Genomic DNA, 16,654 nt, shown 5'->3' with positions numbered 1-16,654 from the left:
GACATGATACAGCTACGCTCATCAGGAAATAAAACCGCATCCGCAAATCACGACTCGATGGAACTCATCCTGGTGCCGCTAAAATATTTTCAGCAACCCAAAGTTCGTAGCGAAATGCCAATCGGCGCGCACAATTTCGAGTCAGGACATGGCGGTGGGAAGGAAAGCCGTAAGGTGGTCCCGCCATCTTGGCAAGTTGGTCGACTTGACCATGGCGGTCGTCAAACCAGCTGCAGACCGCAAGTTCGCCCGTGCCGCAACGGTGAGGCGAGCACGCTTCCAATGATCACAGGCCGCTGAAGGGCGAGTGCATAGTGAGCCACGCAGCGCAATGGGCCTGATCGACCGCTTTATTGTGCTGCTGTCCAATTCGATTCAGAGTTTGTCTCGAAATGCGCCTCCGGCGCATCCGCACCGGCCCTCACCCCCACCCGACCTCCCACAGAGTGTATCCTGAATGGGAGGTCGGGTGGGGGTGAGGGCTGGTGCGGCAACCAAAATGCGCTCTTCCGCGCATTTCGAGACGGCCTCTAAGCCACCCATGGTTGACCACTGCTGCATAGCTCCTTGATCTCTTTTGAATGCGTGCTTGAAATGCATGGGAAGGGCGGAGATAATAAGTATCTTCCTCACGCAAGAGTTTGGTGGCGAATGATCGGAATAGGGTAATCCCATTTATCTTCCCATCCAACCACATGCCATGCAGAATTCGCAGGCCTCGCCCACCTAAGCTTAGCACCGAAGGACTTTTGTTATGAAAGCTATCGTTTTACTCAAGCGTCGATCAGACATTACGCATGAACAATTTCGTCATCATTACGAGACAGTTCACGCCGAGCTGGCCCACAAATATTTGGGGCATCTGTTTCTTGACTACCGACGTAACTATCCCAAACTTGTCGAATATGGTGCCCGGTCAAGCGACACTCCCACTGCCTTCCAGAGCCCCTATGACGCCATAACAGAGCTCCGCTATCGCGATCGCGCAGCCTTTGAGGAAGCGCAGCGGATTATGTCCGATCCCGTTATCGGGAAGATTTTCGAGGAAGACGAGAAGAACTTCATGGATCGCGCCGAATTCCGCGTATTCACGTGCGACGAGGTTGTTTCAACGCTTCCTAGCTAAGCCGCATCATCGCGCAGCCTTTTTCTGCCGGTGATCGCGATGTGTCGTTATCGACATCATCATGTGCTTTGGCGGTACACGTAATAAATTTGAAGTGGACGACCAATTATGGGTGCACTGGAGGGCAAGGCCGCGCTGGTGACTGGCGCTTCACGTGGTATTGGCAAGGCGATTGCGAAGCGTCTCGCGCGGGATGGTGCGTTCGTGCTTTGCCATTATAGGCAAGGCCGCGAGGGCGCAGAGGCAACCGTCGCCGAAATCGTTGAGTGCGGTGGCAAAGCGGCGGTGCTCGGTGGTGATGTTCGCGACAGCAGCGAGATCGACAAGCTGTTCGCCGAGGTCGACCATATCCTTGCCGACCGTCCTCTCGACATTCTGGTCAACAATGCCGGCGTTGGAGGAGGCGGTAGCCTCAACGAGGTAAGCGAGGCCTATCTCGACGATCTGCTCGCCACTAACGTGAAAGGAACGTTCCTCGTCACCCAGAAAGCTGTGTCGCGCATCCCTGATGGTGGACGCATCATCAACATCTCATCGATGGTAGGCCTCGCCGCCTATCCAGGTACGATCGCCTATGCGCTTACAAAAGCAGCGGTAAACAGCTTCACCCGTTCGCTCGCCGCCGATCTCGGCAAGAGGGGCGTCACTGTCAACGCTGTCGCGCCCGGTGCCACCGACACCGATTTCATTGCGAAGCTGCTGGAGGACCCCGAACTTACCCGATATTATGCCGCGCAGGCCGCACTCAACCGCATTGGCCAGCCAGACGATATCGCAGCGGTTGTAGCCTTCCTTGCGTCCGACGATGGTCGCTGGGTCACCGGTCAAGTTCTGGAGGCGAGCGGCGGCATGCATATCTGAGTTGCCAAGGATGACTTTCTTGTCGCGGTTGGTCCCGGTCTGATGGTGCATCATCTACGAAAGCAGTAAATATGGGCAATCTTCTACGCGGGTTCGCCCGCAAGATTAGATCGTCTGTTGCGATCCATCATAGTGAATATTCGGGCCGCCGATAATCTATGCGTTGCAATATATTGGAGATAATAGGTGAAGACATTCATATTTGGCGCGAATGGCTATATTGCAAGCAATGTTGCCAGAGAGCTCCAGGAGCATGGTCATGAGGTCGGCGCCTTGGCGCGCAATGCCGAATCGACCGAAGCTCTCAAACAGAAAGGGATCATGCCGATCAGCGGCACGCTGACCGATCTGGATGTGCTTCGCGAGGCTGCGGCATGGTCCGATGCGATTGTGTTTGCGCCGGTGGTTCCGTTTGAGGAGGAAGTCCCGGCGCTTGAGGCTCTGTTGGACGCCTACGAAGGAACGAATAAGGCATTGCTCTACACCTCAGGTACCGGCGTTCTTTCGATCAAGACGCGGATGGGCGAATGGCGGCAAGAGAGCTATTCGGAGGACGATGCTTATGAAGGCCAGCACTGGCTGAAGTTGCGCGTTGAAACGGAGAACATGGTTCGGTGCGCAAGTGAGCGAGGCATCCGGGCCATCGTGATGCGGCCACCGCAGATATGGGGTCGTAACGGCAGCGCTCAAATTCCCGCGATCTTCGAATCCGTCGAGAAGACCGGCAGCGCATGCTATGTTGGCGCCGGACTGAACCTCTACACACATGTGCATGTCGACGATCTGGCGCGCATGTTTAGGCTGGCCATAGATAAGGGTGTTCCCGGTGCGCTCTATCACGCGGTTGCGGGCGAAGTTGCTTGGCGAACGGTCGCCGAAGCCGTCGCAGAGGTGATGCAGTGTTCGACCCGCTCCGTGACTTTCGAAGAAGCCCGCGAAATCTGGGGTATTTATGCAGACCCGTTTTTTGGCGTGAGCAGTCGGTCGCGCGCGGTTCGCAGCCGTCGTGAACTGGGCTGGGAGCCAACTCAGTTTGATCTGATCGAAGACGTTCGTCGGGGTTCTTACAGCCAGAGAGGTCGCGCCGTTGGGATGACACCGGCTACCTAGAGCATCGAGCTTTTAATCGGACGCATATCCTGCGGCCTTGAGGAAGTTCCAGCATTCGTGGGGCGGGTTCAAGGCCCAGATATTGCCGGTGGCCTGGCAGAGGGCATCGATGGTTCTGACACCGGTGCGGCGCAGATGCGCCTTGGGGATGGACCCTTCGACATGCTCAGGACAGGCTTGGCCTTTTCGCTCTTATGGCTGGAGAGATTGTCGAGGATCACGATGTCGCCCGGATTGAGGGTGGGGGCGAGTCGGGTTTCGACATAGGTTTCGGAAGTGGCGCGAGTCATGGGAAAGTCGATGACCCATGGCGCAGCCAAGCCATCACAGCGCAGGCCGGCGATGAAGGTCTGGGTTTTCCAGTGACCGAAGGGAGCGCGCGCCTTGAGGCGCTGGTTGCGTCGAACGCGCCCTCGCAACCGCGTCATCCTGGTCGTGGTTGCCGTCTCGTCGATGAAGACCAGCCGATGCACACGCCAGGTCCGCCGCGCCTGACTGACATCATCGCGTCCGCATGCCGACGCCAGCAGCGTTTTTTGAAGCTATAGCCCGCCTTAAGAAACGCCCGCGACAGTGAGGCGTGATGCGCCTGAACGCCGGTCGTGGCTTCAAGCCTGGCCAATATTCCGGCATGGTGGTGTTCGGCTCGGCATCCACCCATCGGATCACGATCGCCATATGGGCGGGAGCTTGCTCCCGCCGGGCGGACGCCCTGGCCGGGCAGGCGCCGCTGATCCCGTCGCGGCCACGGGCTGCGTGCGCTTCACGGTGCAACTTGGGCTTACCTCAAATGGTGCGAGGCCGGACGGCGCGATTGGCCCGATGCAATGTGATTGGCAATCCGATCCCGAAGATCGGCCGAATAGGCCTTCCCCATGATCCACCTCCAAAAACGGTGAATCATATTCCCGCACCCTTGGGAATCCTCAAATTCCTATTCATGCTCAATGCTCCAGGCTTGGCCTGCGATCGTGCTCGAACGCCACTGGGCATGATTTGCCCTTTATAATTTCGCTCATTGTGCGGTCTGCTCTATCTCGCACTTGGGACTGCTTGGCATAGTATGACCTGCTCCGGAAGGTCTTGCTCCATCTTGACCGCCGCTAAGCGCGAAGAGCACTGTTGTTCTTGGGCCAGGCCGGGCCCAAGAACATTGTCAATGTCACTTCTTTTTTGGCAATGCATAAGCCATGAGATAGTCCGACTGACCGTTTTTCATCTGCGGATGCCCCGATGCGGGGATGATGATGAACTGTCGTCCGCTCCGCTTCGAATAATAGGACATAGGTCCCGAATGACCGCCGGCAGGCAGACGGTCCTGCCAGAGCAGATTGCCGTTACGCATGTCGAAGGCGCGGAACGTCCGCTCCTGCGTTGCAGCGATGAACATCAGGCCGGAGCGCGTGACCAAAGGTCCACCGAGCGCGGGAACGCCCATGCGAAGGGGCAGCATCGATGGAATACCCAATGGGCCGGTGTCGCGGCCCGTTCCAAGAGGCTGACGCCACACGGTCTTGCGCGTCTTTAGATCGACCACCGCAACCTCGCCATAGGGCGGCTGGATGCAGGGTGTGTCCAGCGGCGAAAGGAAACCGCCCGTGCGGGTCGCATAAGGCGTGCCTTCCTGCGGCCAGGCCTTCAGGTTGATCGGAACCGAGCCGGCCAGATAGGATTTCACATTGTCCTTGCGCGCCTCTTCGCGGGTTATCATCTGGTTATACATGGCGAAGTGATTGACGTTGAGCGCCATCAGCTTGCGCTCTGGATCGACCGCGACGCCGGCCCATTCCGACCCGCCCAGATAGCCCGGATATACGATGGTGGGCTTCATCCCGATGGGCGTGAAATCGCCATCATAACGGGCCTGGCGGAACTTGATGCGGCACCACAGTTGGTCGAACGGACTGATGCCCCACATATGGGCCTCGGTCAGCTTTTCGCCGCCGAAACTGGGCATGCCCACCGGGTAGGGTTGCGTGGGCGACAATTTTTCGCCTGGCACCGGGTTCTGCGGAACAGGCACCTCGACCGTTTTGACCAGCGGTTCGCCGGTGCGCCGGTCGAGTACGAAGAATACGCCACGTTTCGTCGGCTGGATCAGCGCCTGCCGCATGCCCTTGCTGGTCGGCAGGTCGATGAGGGTAGCAGGGGACGCGATGTCATAATCCCACACGTCCCGATGGGTCGTCTGATAATGCCAGCGCAACGATCCGGTATCGACATCGATCGCTACGACGGAACTGGTATATTTGTTCATGACGTCGCTACGATGCGCCGCCACATAATCGGGGGTGGCATTGCCCAGCGGCACATAGACCATCCCCAGGTCGGAGTCGCCCGTCAGCGGCGCCCAGGCGTTGGGCGTGCCGAGCGTAAAGGTTTTTCCTGGCGGTGGCAGGCCATGATCATCGGGCCGTCCCATGTCCCATGCCCAGGCAAACTTGCCCGTCACCGCGTCAAAGCCTCGGATGACGCCGGAAGGTTCGAGTGTCGACTGGCCGTCCAGGACGGAGCCGCCGACGATAACCTTGCCACGAACAATCACCGGACCTGAGGTCAGATAATAATAGCCCTTCTTCACTGCGCCCATGGCCTGGGTCATGTCGACTTCGCCGTTGCGCCCGAAGCCGGCGCAGCGCTGGCCGCTGCCGGCGTCGATGGCGAACATCCTGGCATCGCGCGAAAAGCTGATAATGCGTTCGGCGCAGGGGCCGGTGGCATCAGGCACCTTGTAATAGGCAACGCCGCGGCACACACCCATTGCGACCGTCGAGAAATCCAACTTGGGGTCGAACCGCCATTTGATCGCTCCGGTCTCGATGTCGAGCGCGATGACCTGGTTGATGACGTTGCAGGTGTAGAGCGTATCGTTGATCATCAATGGCGTCGCCTGGATAGCCCCGACGACGCCCGCCGGGGGCATGCCCAGACGCGTTTTCCATGCGACCTGCAGATGTGCCACATTGACGGGCGTGATCTGCTCCAGAGCCGAGTAACGGTCGGAACGGCTGCTCCCGTTGGTGAAGGGCCAGATGGATGCTGCGGGTGAGGGGGCCGGGCCGTCCGCGATTTCCAGCGGGCCTTCACGATCCGACAGTGCATAGGCAGCAACGGCCGCTGACAGGATGCCGAGGGCGGCAATGACAGCCCAGCGCCGCCGGCCCGACTGCATGCCGACGCTGCGCGCGCGGGGGCGACGAAGCCGATGTGCGAGCGTGACCAGCGCGCCCAGCAGGACGAAAATGCCCAGGCGGGGGAACAAGGCCCAGCCGTTCAGGCCGACTTCCCAAAGCGCCCAGGCCAGCGTTCCGGCCGCAGTGGCGGCGAAAATCCATGTCCCGGTGGCACTTCCCTTCCAGAAGAACATGCCGGCGGCGACCAGGGCGACGCCGCATAGAAGATAGTAGAAGGATCCGCCCAGCGTCGCCAGCTGAACACCCGGAATGGCGAAACCAAGTCCCGTCAGGATGAGGATGAACCCGACCAGCTTTGATACAAGTGGAGGCCATCTTCTCTTGCGGTCGGTGTGCGGCGCCATCTGCGTCTCTGCCCCGCCGTTGCTCCCACTAGCTGTCATCCATTCTCTCCATCCCGACGCCGCGTGTTATCGCGCTTCGATTGATATGCTTCGTTCGATTTTCCATGGATCGCCCTTTTGGAACGGCCCGCTGGCGGTTGCCCCGTTACGTCATAGCTGGTGTCGCTCGGTTACGCCTGCCCGCTTCGAACACGATCATGACGAACAACAAGCAAGACAATGCCAGAGCAGCTGCGCAGGATGCGAATGGCAAGGCGTAGCTCCTGCTGGTTTCAAACAATAGCGCCGCCAGCGGTGCGAACGCGAAAAGGAACGGCAGCTTGATTGCGTAGCTCAGCCCTATCGCCCGGCTAATGCTAGACACGGGTACGAGCGCACCCAAAGCTGCTCCATGCAATGTCATCATCGGAACCGCGCTCATGCCCATCAGCGCTGCCACCAGATAAAGAGAGGTGCCTTTGACCATCAGCAGCGCGCAGAACAGCAGCATCTGACACAGGCTTGTCAGCACCAGAACCTGAGGGGCGCCGATCCGGTCAGCAAGACGGCCGACTATCAGAACGCCGATAAGGCCCGATGCGGCATGCACTGACAGCAATTTTGAGGCGGTCTGGATCGTCATGCCCTGGCCGACGCCAAACGGAACGATGTGAACGACAAAAACAATGCCGCATCCCGCCATGATGCCGATCGCGATTGAAACCAACCAGAAAGGTCGGCTCCGCAATATGTCGCCGGTGGACATCGGCGCGGCAACGCCGGCGTCGGCTGGTGAGGCCGCATTGGTAACGCCGTTGCCTGTTCGCAGGGTCTGGGAGGGATAGTCGCGCAGGAACAATAGCAGCAACGGGACCAGGACCAGAAAAAACGCTGCGGCCCACATCAGAATGAGGGAACGGCCAAATTGTGGTAATAGCTCGCCCACCAAATAGGGGGTCGTCAATAGGGCCACGGGCAGATTAACGATCGATAATATGGTCGCGCGACCGGTCGTGAACCATCGACTGATCATGGTAAGCGGGCCAATCACCCCGGTAAGAGACATGCCTGTGCCGACAAGAACGAACATCACGAGGCCGATGGGATAGACGGTGATGGTGGCCAAGCCAAAATATCCCACCGCGCTCAACACTGCCCCCAACGCCATCGCATAGCGCACAGGGATACGCTGCATTAGCCCGCCCAGAAAAGGCGCAAGGCCTCCCAAGGCCAGATTGATGAGACTCATGCCCATGCTGGCGCCCGCACGGCTGACACCAAAATGCGATTCGGTGGCGGCGAGCAATGGACCGAAGGAGCCGAACGCGAAGCCAATCGACAGATTTTGCGACAGGAAGCATAGCCCCACTATCAGCCATTTTGTTACCGGCGAGTCTGCGCGCATGCGTCCGAATCCTTGTTCATCATTGTCGAAAGCCTGCGCAACAGGTCAAGGTGCCGCGTAAACATAGTGGGACGGCTGGCACGGGCTATCGCTACACCTGCAATCTTAAATGCCTGTCACGGCATGCTCAGCCGATTCAGCGCTGCGGCGGGCGAAGGCCATGAGGTCTCTATTCGGTGCGTAGCAGGCGTTGCCCGACTCTTCCGCAGCAGACGTCTTTCATGTCGTCGATTGAGATGACGACATACTATTAATCACGCGAATCTAAAGTTCTTCGGATAAAGTCTGCTCGATTTTCTGGCAGAAGCGCTTCACTGAGGCTTGGATTTGGTCCATCGATATGGCTTGGAGTTTTCGTTATGCCGGTCGATAATGGTGAGGATGTTTGCCTCCAGTTGGCCGCTTACACGATGGACGTCGAGTACATCAGGTGCCGCAAATATAGATGTCGGCCTATGCTCTACATGGCTGTGGGTCCGGCGTTAGGGGATGCCCGGCATCATTGACAGCACTGGCTGTTCGCGGTCGAGGTCTGGACCTGACCCTTCTGATCGACGCTAAAGACGATCGCGGGGGTTGATGGCGACAGGTAAAGTGCGAAGATTTATGGTAAGTCGCTCGCCGACCTCGCCAATTATCATTGTCCCTTGCTGGTCTCCTCATTCATTTGAAGGCAGGCTTCGTCGACATGAAGGCCCTTATGCGACCGCTCAATTGCCTGCAACGGAATGCCGCATTTGCCAAAATTGACGGCATCGATGTACATTCCAGTGAACCGTGCCGCTGCAAAAGCGAAGGGGGACGACGGAGCTAACTCCGCCGTCTCCGATCTTTCTCAGCTACCGAATTTGTACGTCGCGCGGATCATGACTTCCCGTCCCCGGCTGATGACAGCAAACTGATCTTCCAGGGGATTGCCCGCTGTGAAGTTACCGGTAAGGGGGACGCCCTGTGAGGTTGCCCAATAATGCTGATCGGTAAGATTGCGACCGATCAGCGCCAGTTCCCAACGATCGTCCTGTGCGCCGATCCTCAAAGTAGCGTCAAGAAGGGCGCGCCGCGGTGAGACGGCGTGGGGCGTAGACTTGGCATCGGTGATTTCACTGCTGGTATAATTCAGATCAGTGGAGAAACCGAGTTTCAGATCGCTGCCGATCGGCGCTTCATAACCCATGCCCAGGGAGCCGCTAAGCTTCGGGGCGTTACGGAGAGTGGTGCCGCCGAGATCCTGTACCGGCGCGCCTCCGCTATTGACCATATCGCATCCCAAGCCCGGCGTTTGTCCGGTATAGCAAGGCGCCAAATATTCATCATATCGACCCCGGTTATAGGCAATCGCACCACGCAGCGTGAAGCCATCGATCGGCGTGCGATAGTTGAAGTCGAATTCGGCACCCTTGACGCTGACCTTGCCGGCATTGCGGATCGTTCCGACGGTGCCGGCAAAGCTCGTGATCTGCAATCCCAGGATGTCATAGCTGTAAGCGGCGAAGTTCACACGCAGGGCTCGATCGAACAGAGCGGCTTTCAACCCCGCTTCAAATCCGCGAACCTTCTGTGGCCCATAATTTATCGGCAAGGATACATCTGCGGAGGAGCCGTTATATCCGCCTGACAGGAAGCCACGCTTGTACGACCCGAAGATGGTGAGATCATTGGTAGGACGATAGGAGAGGGTGACCTCCGGCGAGAAGTCATTGAAGCTGACTTTACCCGGATTGACGGGAATAACCGTTCCGGGGGATACAGTCGGGTTGCCAGTGACGTCAGCGATCAGGAGGGGAAGCCGCTTTTCCTCATGAGAATAGCGTCCACCGCCTGACAATTCGAGCGTCGGCAGGATATCCCAGTTCAGTTGTCCGAAAAACGAATAGGCCTTGCCCTTCTGCTTGAATAAATATTCATTGAACTCGATCGGCGTGACCGGATTGGCGAAGGTATGTGCGCCGGTAGTTGCAAGCGTGTCCTGGTAAAGACCTCCGACCGTGAAATTGACCGGGCCGTCAAAGTCGCTTTGAAGGCGCAATTCTTCCGTGATCTCCCGGTCATAATATGTGATCAGGGAAGGCAGCATCGGAAGGCCCAGCCCGTAATTGACTTCCTGGGTCGCGATTCCTGTCGTGAAATGCGATGATGTCAAATAGTTTATGCGGTAATATCCGGTGACTGATGTCAGCCTCAGTTGATCCGTCAGATCGTAGTTGAGTTCCAATCCACCCAGTTGCTGGTTCACGCGAGTATAAGGCGTTCCATCGCCAAACGCAGGTTCGAATTGGGTGAAGTTGGGCCCAATATTTGCGTGGGAAACCTTGTTGTTCGCACGACATTCATCAACAACGCCGACAAATTGTGGAACGCCACCATAGGGGCAATGAATGTACTGGAAATTATAGGAACTGTCAGCACCACGACCACGGCCATATGTGAATTTAAGCTTTGCACTAAAGCGATCGCTCGGTTCGAACAGCAGCGTCCCGCGCACGCCCCATTCGTGGTTCTTGGGTCCATATTCTCGATTGGGCGACAGCATGTTGCCCTGGGTCTGGAAGGACAGATTCTTGACCCAGCCGCGCATATCGGATGTGTAGAAGGCAATCCTCGCGCCGAGCGTGTCCGTAACCGGTCCTGCAATATACCCTTCCGTCCGCCATTCATGGGCGTTGACTTCGTACCCGACGGATAGCTTGGCCGACAGCGACGCCGTCGGATCGGCCGTCCTCATCGAGATCACGCCGCCGGGGCTGTTCTTGCCAAAGAAAAGTGTCTGCGGACCCTTGAGAACTTCTACCTGAGCGATGTCGAAATTACCGAGCCGCCGGACGGAGGCCTTGGCAACTTGAACACTGTCGATATTGAAGGAAACGGCCTGATCGCCCAGGGGATTGGTATCAGGACCCGCGATGCCGCGCAGCGTGATGGTCCCGCCCTGAACAGTCCCCCCGCCCTCCGCGATGTTCAAAGAGGGAACAAGCCGTGCGATCCCGTCCAGGTTACTGATCCCGCGACGGTTGAGTTCGCCGCCGCTGACGGCGGTGATGACGACCGGCACCGCGATGGCGTTTTCCTCGCGCTTGCGTGCGGTGACGATGATGTCGTCTTCGCCGCGCGTGGTGGCCACCGGAGCCGATTGAGCATAAACTTGGGCCGCAGGCAGCAGGGCCGAAACGGCTACACTCGCCAAGAGCGCGGCGCATGGGCGTTTGTTCATATATCCTCCCCTTTTTCTTCCAATACCGGACCGGCAATCTCGACTGCTGCCAACTCCAGAAGATACAACCTGCGCAACTCGCCGGGGCAAAGCAACAGATCGACCAATAGCTGCGGTGCAAGGCTCATATCTCTTCATGTGAAGACTTGAGTTTTGCAGTGGAGATATATCCCTGACAGGGTGCCATTGATAATTTCTAAGCGTGGGTGCTTGTCGTGGCAGCAGGCCAGACGGCCCGGTCAGTCCGGTTGACACTCGACGGGCATCTGCTGCTCGGTTCCGCCCGCAAGATCCTGCACATGAACGACGAGCTGATCGCGGAACTCACTGAGCCGGGTATCAGGGGTGCCGTTCGGCTGGGCGTGCCGGAAGATTTCGCCACCGCGCATCTGCTGGTCGAGCTGGAAGTCACATGCGACCTGACGCTGAACCTGCTCGACCGCTTCCACGCCGGAGGGTTTGACCTTGTCCTTGTCAAGCGCGAACTGGCGGCTGCGCCTCAGGGTGTGCGTGTATGGCGCGAACCACTGGTGTGGGTGGCCCGCGACCGGGAGGCAATCGATGGGAATGAAGTGGTCCCGCTGGTCGTTTCGCCCGAGCCATGCGTGTATCGCAAGCGTGCAACCGACGCCCTTGATGCAACCGGCAGGACTTGCCGGATTGCATACACCTCAACGAGCCTGGCGGGGGCGCAAGCTGCGGTACGGGCAGGTCTGGGCATTTCGGTTCTACCCAGGAAGATGGTGCCGTCGTTTCTCGTTCCTATAGCAACAGCGCAATGGTTGTCAAAACTGCCGGACACCGAAATTGCCTTGATCGAAGGGCGCGCCATCTCTGACACAGCGCATCTGCTGGCGCAGCATATCGTACAAGCTTTGGAACCAATAACCAATTAGTCAAATTGAGCAGGCGGGAAGGCAACGGTACTGATTTCCTCAGCACGATCGATCCATCCACGGCATTTAGCTGTTAGCTTAGGCTGCCTTGGAGCGAATATAGCACTTAGCTTACGTCCTCCGCCATTGCGAGGCAGCGGCAGTATCTCGATTGGCTTCGCACGATCACTCACCGTCCTCGGCCAGCCGCAATCCCATGAACTGCCAACGATGATGGGGATAGAAGAAGTTGCGATAGCTTGCTCGCATGTGGCCACGCGGAGTTGCGCAACTGCCGCCACGCAACACGCACTGGCCGCTCATGAACTTGCCATTATATTCGCCAATCGCGCCATCGGCGGCGCGAAATCCAGGATATGGCCGATAGGCACTGCCGGTCCATTCCCACACATGGCCGAAAAATGCCGGGCCATTGTCGACCGGACGCGGGCGGATGTCGCCCGGACCGTCCAACAGGTCGCCACCGGTCGGATCGTGCTGCGTGGCCGCCGCTTCCCATTCGGCTTCGGTCGGCAGGCGGGCTCCCGCCCAGGTGGCAAAGGCGTCCGCTTCATAAAAACTGACATGGCAGACTGGGGCAGCCGGATCGACAGGATGGCGACCCGACAGTGTGAAACTGGTCCAGCCATTGGCACCGTCAGCCCAGTAGAGTGGCGCGACGACGCCTTGGGCCTGTCGCCAGGCCCAGCCGTCCGACAGCCACAAGCGGGGATCATCATAGCCGCCGTCTGCCATGAAGGCGAGCCACTCGGCATTCGTGACCTTCCGATCCGCCAATCGGTGGGGATGGAGCAACGCGGTGTGGCGCGGCCCTTCGCAGTCAAATGCGAACGTCCCGCTGTCGGTGGTGCAGGCACCGATCTCGACCAGTCCCTGTTGGCTATCCAGCCAATTTACTGGCGCGGGATCGGCGAGATGTAGCGTGCTTTGACGCGGCCAGACCGCGCATTCCAGAGGGTTGAGGGAAAATGCGTGGAGTATGTCTGTCAGCAGCAATTCCTGATGCTGCTGTTCATGCTGGCAACCCAGATCGACCAGCGCCAGCAGTTCCGGCGAAAGCTGCTCGATCGCGCGATCCATCGCTGCATCCACCACCGCGCGATAGTCGAGAATATCGGCCAGTGAAGGGCGCGAGAGCATACCCCGCGCCGCCCGCGCCATGCGCGCGCCTTCGGTTTCATAATAGCTGTTGAACAGGAACGGCCATTCTGCCCGGTACGGCTGATACCCTGGCACATGGTCGCGCAGGATGAAGGTTTCGAAGAACCAGCTCGTGTGCGCCAGATGCCATTTGGCGGGCGACGCATCGGGCATGGATTGGATCGTGGCATCTGCGTCCGATAGGGGCTGTGCCAGATCCTCAGTCAGTTTGCGAACCGAGGCATAGTGCATCCTGGCAGCACGCATCAGCGCGCTACGCGCAGCAAATGGACGCTGAACAGGGCATCTTGATCAGTCCAGACGTTGACGCTGTCGAACCCGGCCTTGTTGGCCAGCAAGACAAATTCGTCGACGGCATATTTATGCGAATTTTCGACATGAATGGCCGCGCCTTGTTCGAAACCGAAGCGTCGGCCCGCTACCGTGACGATCTGATCGCGCAGGCTGACGAGCGAGATTTCGACATGGCCGGGTTCGCTGACATAGCGAGCGCGGTGCACAAAGGCGCTGGTGTCGAAATCAGCGCCCAGTTCATGGTTGGCGCGATGCAGCAAGTTGAGGCTGAACTGCGCCGTTACGCCCTGCGCATCGTCGTAGGCATCCTCCAGCAATCCTGCGTCTTTCTTGAGGTCGACGCCAATCAGCATCATGCCATCTTGCCCCAGTCGCCTGCTCCAATCACGCAAAAAGGCTTGCGCATCGTCGCGATCGAAGTTGCCGATTGTCGATCCGGGAAAGAAGCAGATGTCCCGCAAACCCCTGCGCGGCGGAAGATCAAGCTTGCCCAAATAGTTGCCGCACACGGCATCGACCGTGATATCGGGATAGCGTGTCCGTACAGATGCTGCCGCCGACGCCAGTGGAACTGGGGATATGTCGATACAGACATAAGCGCGCACCTGCTCTATCGCGTCGAGCAGGATTTCGGCCTTTCCGCCCGATCCCGCGCCCAACTCGATAAAGCGCACCTCCCCGCTGATAGCTTCCGCAATGGCTGTCGCACGGGTCTCCAATATCCACCGCTCGGTTCGCGTCGGATAATATTCCGGCAGTTCGCAAATCCGGTCGAATATCGCCGATCCCGCTGCGTCGTACAGGAACCTGCAGGGTATTGCCCGTTCGGGCTGCGATAGTCCGTCAACTACGGCCCGCAGGAATTCGCTGGTGTCAGATACCGGGGGCTGGGTGTCCGAAACGCGGACAATCCCATCATAATCCATCGCCACGCTCGCCATATCATGCATGTAGATTTCCTGTCGGCTTGAGGCTGCCGGGGTTTAAAGCTTCAGTCAGGCAGACCGATCAAGGATGAGGTCCGCCGCATGGGATCTTCTATTGTATTGCTGTTGTTATGCCACCAGGACCAGTGGACAGCTTGAAAACACAAACGATCCCGACGCTATACCGTTCCCGTTAGTTTTAATGCAAAAATGCCTGGCCCCGTGTGGCATTTTTCGACCGCTTCAAGCGTCAGACTTGCATGCACAAGTCTCGCCATGCATCGGCATGGCATCGTTTTCGAGAAGGCCAGACCCAACCAATTCCCATCCCCGCAAATGATTGGACAGGTCTTGGGCCTAGGTTTCGTGGACAACGGAATAACGGGTTCTTCACGGCGGCGAGATTGTGATTCACGGCCGCTGGGAGGGGGCGGTGCGATGTCTGATTTCTTTTGGCTTTCCGATGCGTAGCGGGAACGGATCGCGCCATTGTTGCCGACCTGATGTGCACGGCATCCACGGGTGGATGATCGTCGGGTATTGAGCAGCATTGTCCATGCGCCCCGTTGCGGCGATCCACCAACAAACCCGCATGGGTCAGCAGGAAGGCACCCGTACAGGTAAATCCGTAGCGCCGCGACTGGCGGGTCTGAACCCGGCGCCACCGTTCGCCGATTTGAAGCAGGATACGCCTTCCTTTTCCCTGCCTACGCAGCGAAACCGTCAGGCAGATGCGGTGCAACGGACGATGACTTGCGGATTGCTATATTCCAGCAGCCCTTCCCGGCCATTTTCCACCCCCAGTCCCGACTGTTTATGTCCGCCAAAGGGCTGGCCAGGCCCTAGATCCTGCACCGTATTGATCCAGACGGTCCCCGCTTCGATCCGGTCCGCGACGGCCTGTGCGGCGTCAAGGTCTGTGCCCCAGACCGATGCCGCCAGCCCATAGGGGCTGTCATTCGCCCGCGCGACCACCTCGTCGACATCGCTGAACTTGAGCAGCGGCAGCACTGGCCCAAAGGCCTCCTCGGCCACCACCCGGCTACCATCGTCGGGATTGTCGGCAATGGCGATCGGGATGAAATATCCCTGTCCTTCCGGGACGTCGCCGCCCAGCAGGAAGCGTGTTCCCGCTGATCGCGCATCGGCCAGCAGAGCGCAGACGCGGTCAAATTGCGGGCGGTTCTGGATCGGACCGATCTGGATGCCCGGTTCCGTGCCGTCGCCGACCTTCACCGTTCTGGCATAGCCGACCATGGCTGTTGCGAAGCGATCGTAGAGGCTTTCATGAATATAGATGCGCTTGGACGCGATGCAGATCTGCCCGGCATTGGCGAAGGCCGCCCAGAACAGCCGGGGAACCACCGCCTCCACGTCCGCGTCGGCCAGGACGATGGCCGGATCATTACCGCCCAGTTCCAGGGTGACGCGCTTGAGATTGCCGGCCGCACTGCGCATGACGGCCTTGCCCGTCGTGGTTGACCCGGTGAAGGCGATCTTGTCGATGCCCGGATGCTCGGTCATCCATGGCCCCAGACTATCGCCGCCGCTGACGACATTGAGGACGCCGGGCGGCAGAATGTCCCGCGCCAGCTCGCCAAGTTTCAGGCTGGTCAGCGGGGTGAAGGGTGATGGCTTGAGGAGCATCACATTGCCGGCCAGCAGGGCCGGCGCGATTTTCCAAATGGCCAGCCCCACCGGAAAATTCCACGGCGCAATGGCCGCGACCACGCCGATCGGGACATGCCGCAGTTCCACTCGCCGCTCTGGCGTGTCCGACAAAATGTCCGGCTCCAGCGCCTGCCCGCTTGTCTCCTGAAGCCAGTAAATGGCCGTGCCGATTTCCATCGCGGCATCAGCAAGCGGCTTTCCCTGTTCATGGGTCAGCAGGCGGGCGAATTCGTCGGCATGGTCGGCCAGCCGGTCACCCAGCGCGCGCAGCAGCGCCTGCCTCTTGGCCAGTCCCACCCCTTTCCAATGGCCAAAGGCCTGGCGGGCCGCAGCGACCGTTTCGTCCAACTGCTCGCGCCCAATATCGGGAACATGGGCGATCACGGCTTCGGTCGCGGGATTGAGCACGGCAAGCGTTGTGGCAGCGCGGGCTGCCCGGCCGTTGATCGTCATGGTGAAGTCGCTGGTAAAATCCATAA

General features: G+C 58.8%; 12 protein-coding genes and 1 pseudogene. 4 read left to right on the top strand and 9 right to left on the bottom strand.

Features of this window, described 5'->3' with window-relative positions; all coding sequences use genetic code 11:
• The first annotated feature begins 754 nt into the window (after positions 1-754).
• From ACODSR_RS02710 to ACODSR_RS02700, 3 genes are all read left to right on the top strand, one after another.
• Complete coding sequence (locus ACODSR_RS02710) at positions 755-1,126, top strand: EthD domain-containing protein (protein ID WP_489073512.1); 372 nt, start codon at positions 755-757, stop codon at positions 1,124-1,126.
• 108 nt (positions 1,127-1,234) lie between these two features.
• Positions 1,235-1,987, top strand: coding sequence for an SDR family NAD(P)-dependent oxidoreductase (locus ACODSR_RS02705; protein WP_489073510.1), 753 nt, complete (start codon positions 1,235-1,237; stop codon positions 1,985-1,987).
• Positions 1,988-2,173: 186 nt separating this feature from the next.
• Complete coding sequence (locus ACODSR_RS02700) at positions 2,174-3,097, top strand: NAD-dependent epimerase/dehydratase family protein (protein ID WP_489073508.1); 924 nt, start codon at positions 2,174-2,176, stop codon at positions 3,095-3,097.
• Between the two features lie 68 nt (positions 3,098-3,165).
• Here the strand turns inward: ACODSR_RS02700 and ACODSR_RS02695 are convergent, their stop codons facing one another.
• From ACODSR_RS02695 to ACODSR_RS02670, 6 genes and pseudogenes are all read right to left on the bottom strand, one after another.
• Positions 3,166-3,570 carry a transposase gene (locus tag ACODSR_RS02695; RefSeq protein ID WP_489073506.1) on the bottom strand — a complete coding sequence of 135 codons (405 nt, stop codon included), beginning with the start codon at positions 3,568-3,570 and terminating at the stop codon, positions 3,166-3,168.
• A gap of 689 nt (positions 3,571-4,259) precedes the next feature.
• Positions 4,260-6,674 carry a membrane-bound PQQ-dependent dehydrogenase, glucose/quinate/shikimate family gene (locus ACODSR_RS02690; RefSeq protein WP_489073504.1) on the bottom strand — a complete coding sequence of 805 codons (2,415 nt, stop codon included), beginning with the start codon at positions 6,672-6,674 and terminating at the stop codon, positions 4,260-4,262.
• Positions 6,675-6,780: 106 nt separating this feature from the next.
• Entirely contained in the window at positions 6,781-8,019 is a 1,239-nt protein-coding gene (locus ACODSR_RS02685) for an MFS transporter (protein WP_489073502.1), read from the bottom strand.
• Positions 8,020-8,283: 264 nt separating this feature from the next.
• Positions 8,284-8,623, bottom strand: a pseudogene (locus ACODSR_RS02680) (hypothetical protein); the annotation flags it as partial.
• A gap of 231 nt (positions 8,624-8,854) precedes the next feature.
• The gene (locus tag ACODSR_RS02675; protein WP_489073500.1) at positions 8,855-11,227 is read right to left on the bottom strand and encodes a TonB-dependent receptor; all 2,373 of its coding nucleotides are present in this window, start codon (positions 11,225-11,227) and stop codon (positions 8,855-8,857) included.
• Entirely contained in the window at positions 11,224-11,355 is a 132-nt protein-coding gene (locus ACODSR_RS02670; protein ID WP_263499658.1) for a hypothetical protein, read from the bottom strand. Before ACODSR_RS02670 ends, ACODSR_RS02675 begins: the two co-directional genes overlap by 4 nt.
• 171 nt (positions 11,356-11,526) lie before the next feature.
• Here ACODSR_RS02670 and ACODSR_RS02665 point away from each other — a divergent pair, with 171 nt between their 5' ends.
• A complete protein-coding gene (locus ACODSR_RS02665) occupies positions 11,527-12,123 on the top strand; it encodes a LysR substrate-binding domain-containing protein (RefSeq protein ID WP_489073497.1) in 597 nt (198 codons plus the stop codon).
• Positions 12,124-12,288: 165 nt separating this feature from the next.
• Here ACODSR_RS02665 and egtB read toward each other — a convergent pair whose 3' ends face one another.
• The 3 genes from egtB to ACODSR_RS02650 all read right to left on the bottom strand — a co-directional run bounded on the left by egtB (position 12,289) and on the right by ACODSR_RS02650 (position 16,652).
• The gene (egtB, locus tag ACODSR_RS02660; RefSeq protein WP_489073495.1) at positions 12,289-13,530 is read right to left on the bottom strand and encodes an ergothioneine biosynthesis protein EgtB; all 1,242 of its coding nucleotides are present in this window, start codon (positions 13,528-13,530) and stop codon (positions 12,289-12,291) included.
• Positions 13,530-14,528 carry an L-histidine N(alpha)-methyltransferase gene (gene egtD, locus ACODSR_RS02655; protein WP_489073493.1) on the bottom strand — a complete coding sequence of 333 codons (999 nt, stop codon included), beginning with the start codon at positions 14,526-14,528 and terminating at the stop codon, positions 13,530-13,532. The genes egtB and egtD overlap by 1 nt, the downstream gene beginning before the upstream one ends.
• 699 nt (positions 14,529-15,227) lie before the next feature.
• Positions 15,228-16,652 (bottom strand): aldehyde dehydrogenase family protein, encoded by a 1,425-nt coding sequence (locus ACODSR_RS02650; RefSeq protein WP_489073491.1) that lies wholly within the window; start codon positions 16,650-16,652, stop codon positions 15,228-15,230.
• Positions 16,653-16,654: the final 2 nt, after the last annotated feature.

Source organism: Sphingobium sp. FG125 (assembly GCF_057809795.1).
The sequence above is the reverse complement of the archived record's forward strand: the minus strand, read 5'-3'. Positions and strand labels throughout refer to the sequence as shown.

Coding starts and splice junctions, on each gene's coding strand:
- ACODSR_RS02710 (WP_489073512.1), top strand. CDS start 755: ATGAAAGCTATCGTTTTACTCAAGCGTCGATCAGACATTACGCATGAA.
- ACODSR_RS02705 (WP_489073510.1), top strand. CDS start 1,235: ATGGGTGCACTGGAGGGCAAGGCCGCGCTGGTGACTGGCGCTTCACGT.
- ACODSR_RS02690 (WP_489073504.1), bottom strand. CDS start 6,674: ATGACAGCTAGTGGGAGCAACGGCGGGGCAGAGACGCAGATGGCGCCG.
- ACODSR_RS02685 (WP_489073502.1), bottom strand. CDS start 8,019: ATGCGCGCAGACTCGCCGGTAACAAAATGGCTGATAGTGGGGCTATGC.
- ACODSR_RS02675 (WP_489073500.1), bottom strand. CDS start 11,227: ATGAACAAACGCCCATGCGCCGCGCTCTTGGCGAGTGTAGCCGTTTCG.
- ACODSR_RS02670 (WP_263499658.1), bottom strand. CDS start 11,355: ATGAGCCTTGCACCGCAGCTATTGGTCGATCTGTTGCTTTGCCCCGGC.
- ACODSR_RS02665 (WP_489073497.1), top strand. CDS start 11,527: ATGAACGACGAGCTGATCGCGGAACTCACTGAGCCGGGTATCAGGGGT.
- egtB (WP_489073495.1), bottom strand. CDS start 13,530: ATGCGTGCTGCCAGGATGCACTATGCCTCGGTTCGCAAACTGACTGAG.
- egtD (WP_489073493.1), bottom strand. CDS start 14,528: ATGCATGATATGGCGAGCGTGGCGATGGATTATGATGGGATTGTCCGC.
- ACODSR_RS02650 (WP_489073491.1), bottom strand. CDS start 16,652: ATGGATTTTACCAGCGACTTCACCATGACGATCAACGGCCGGGCAGCC.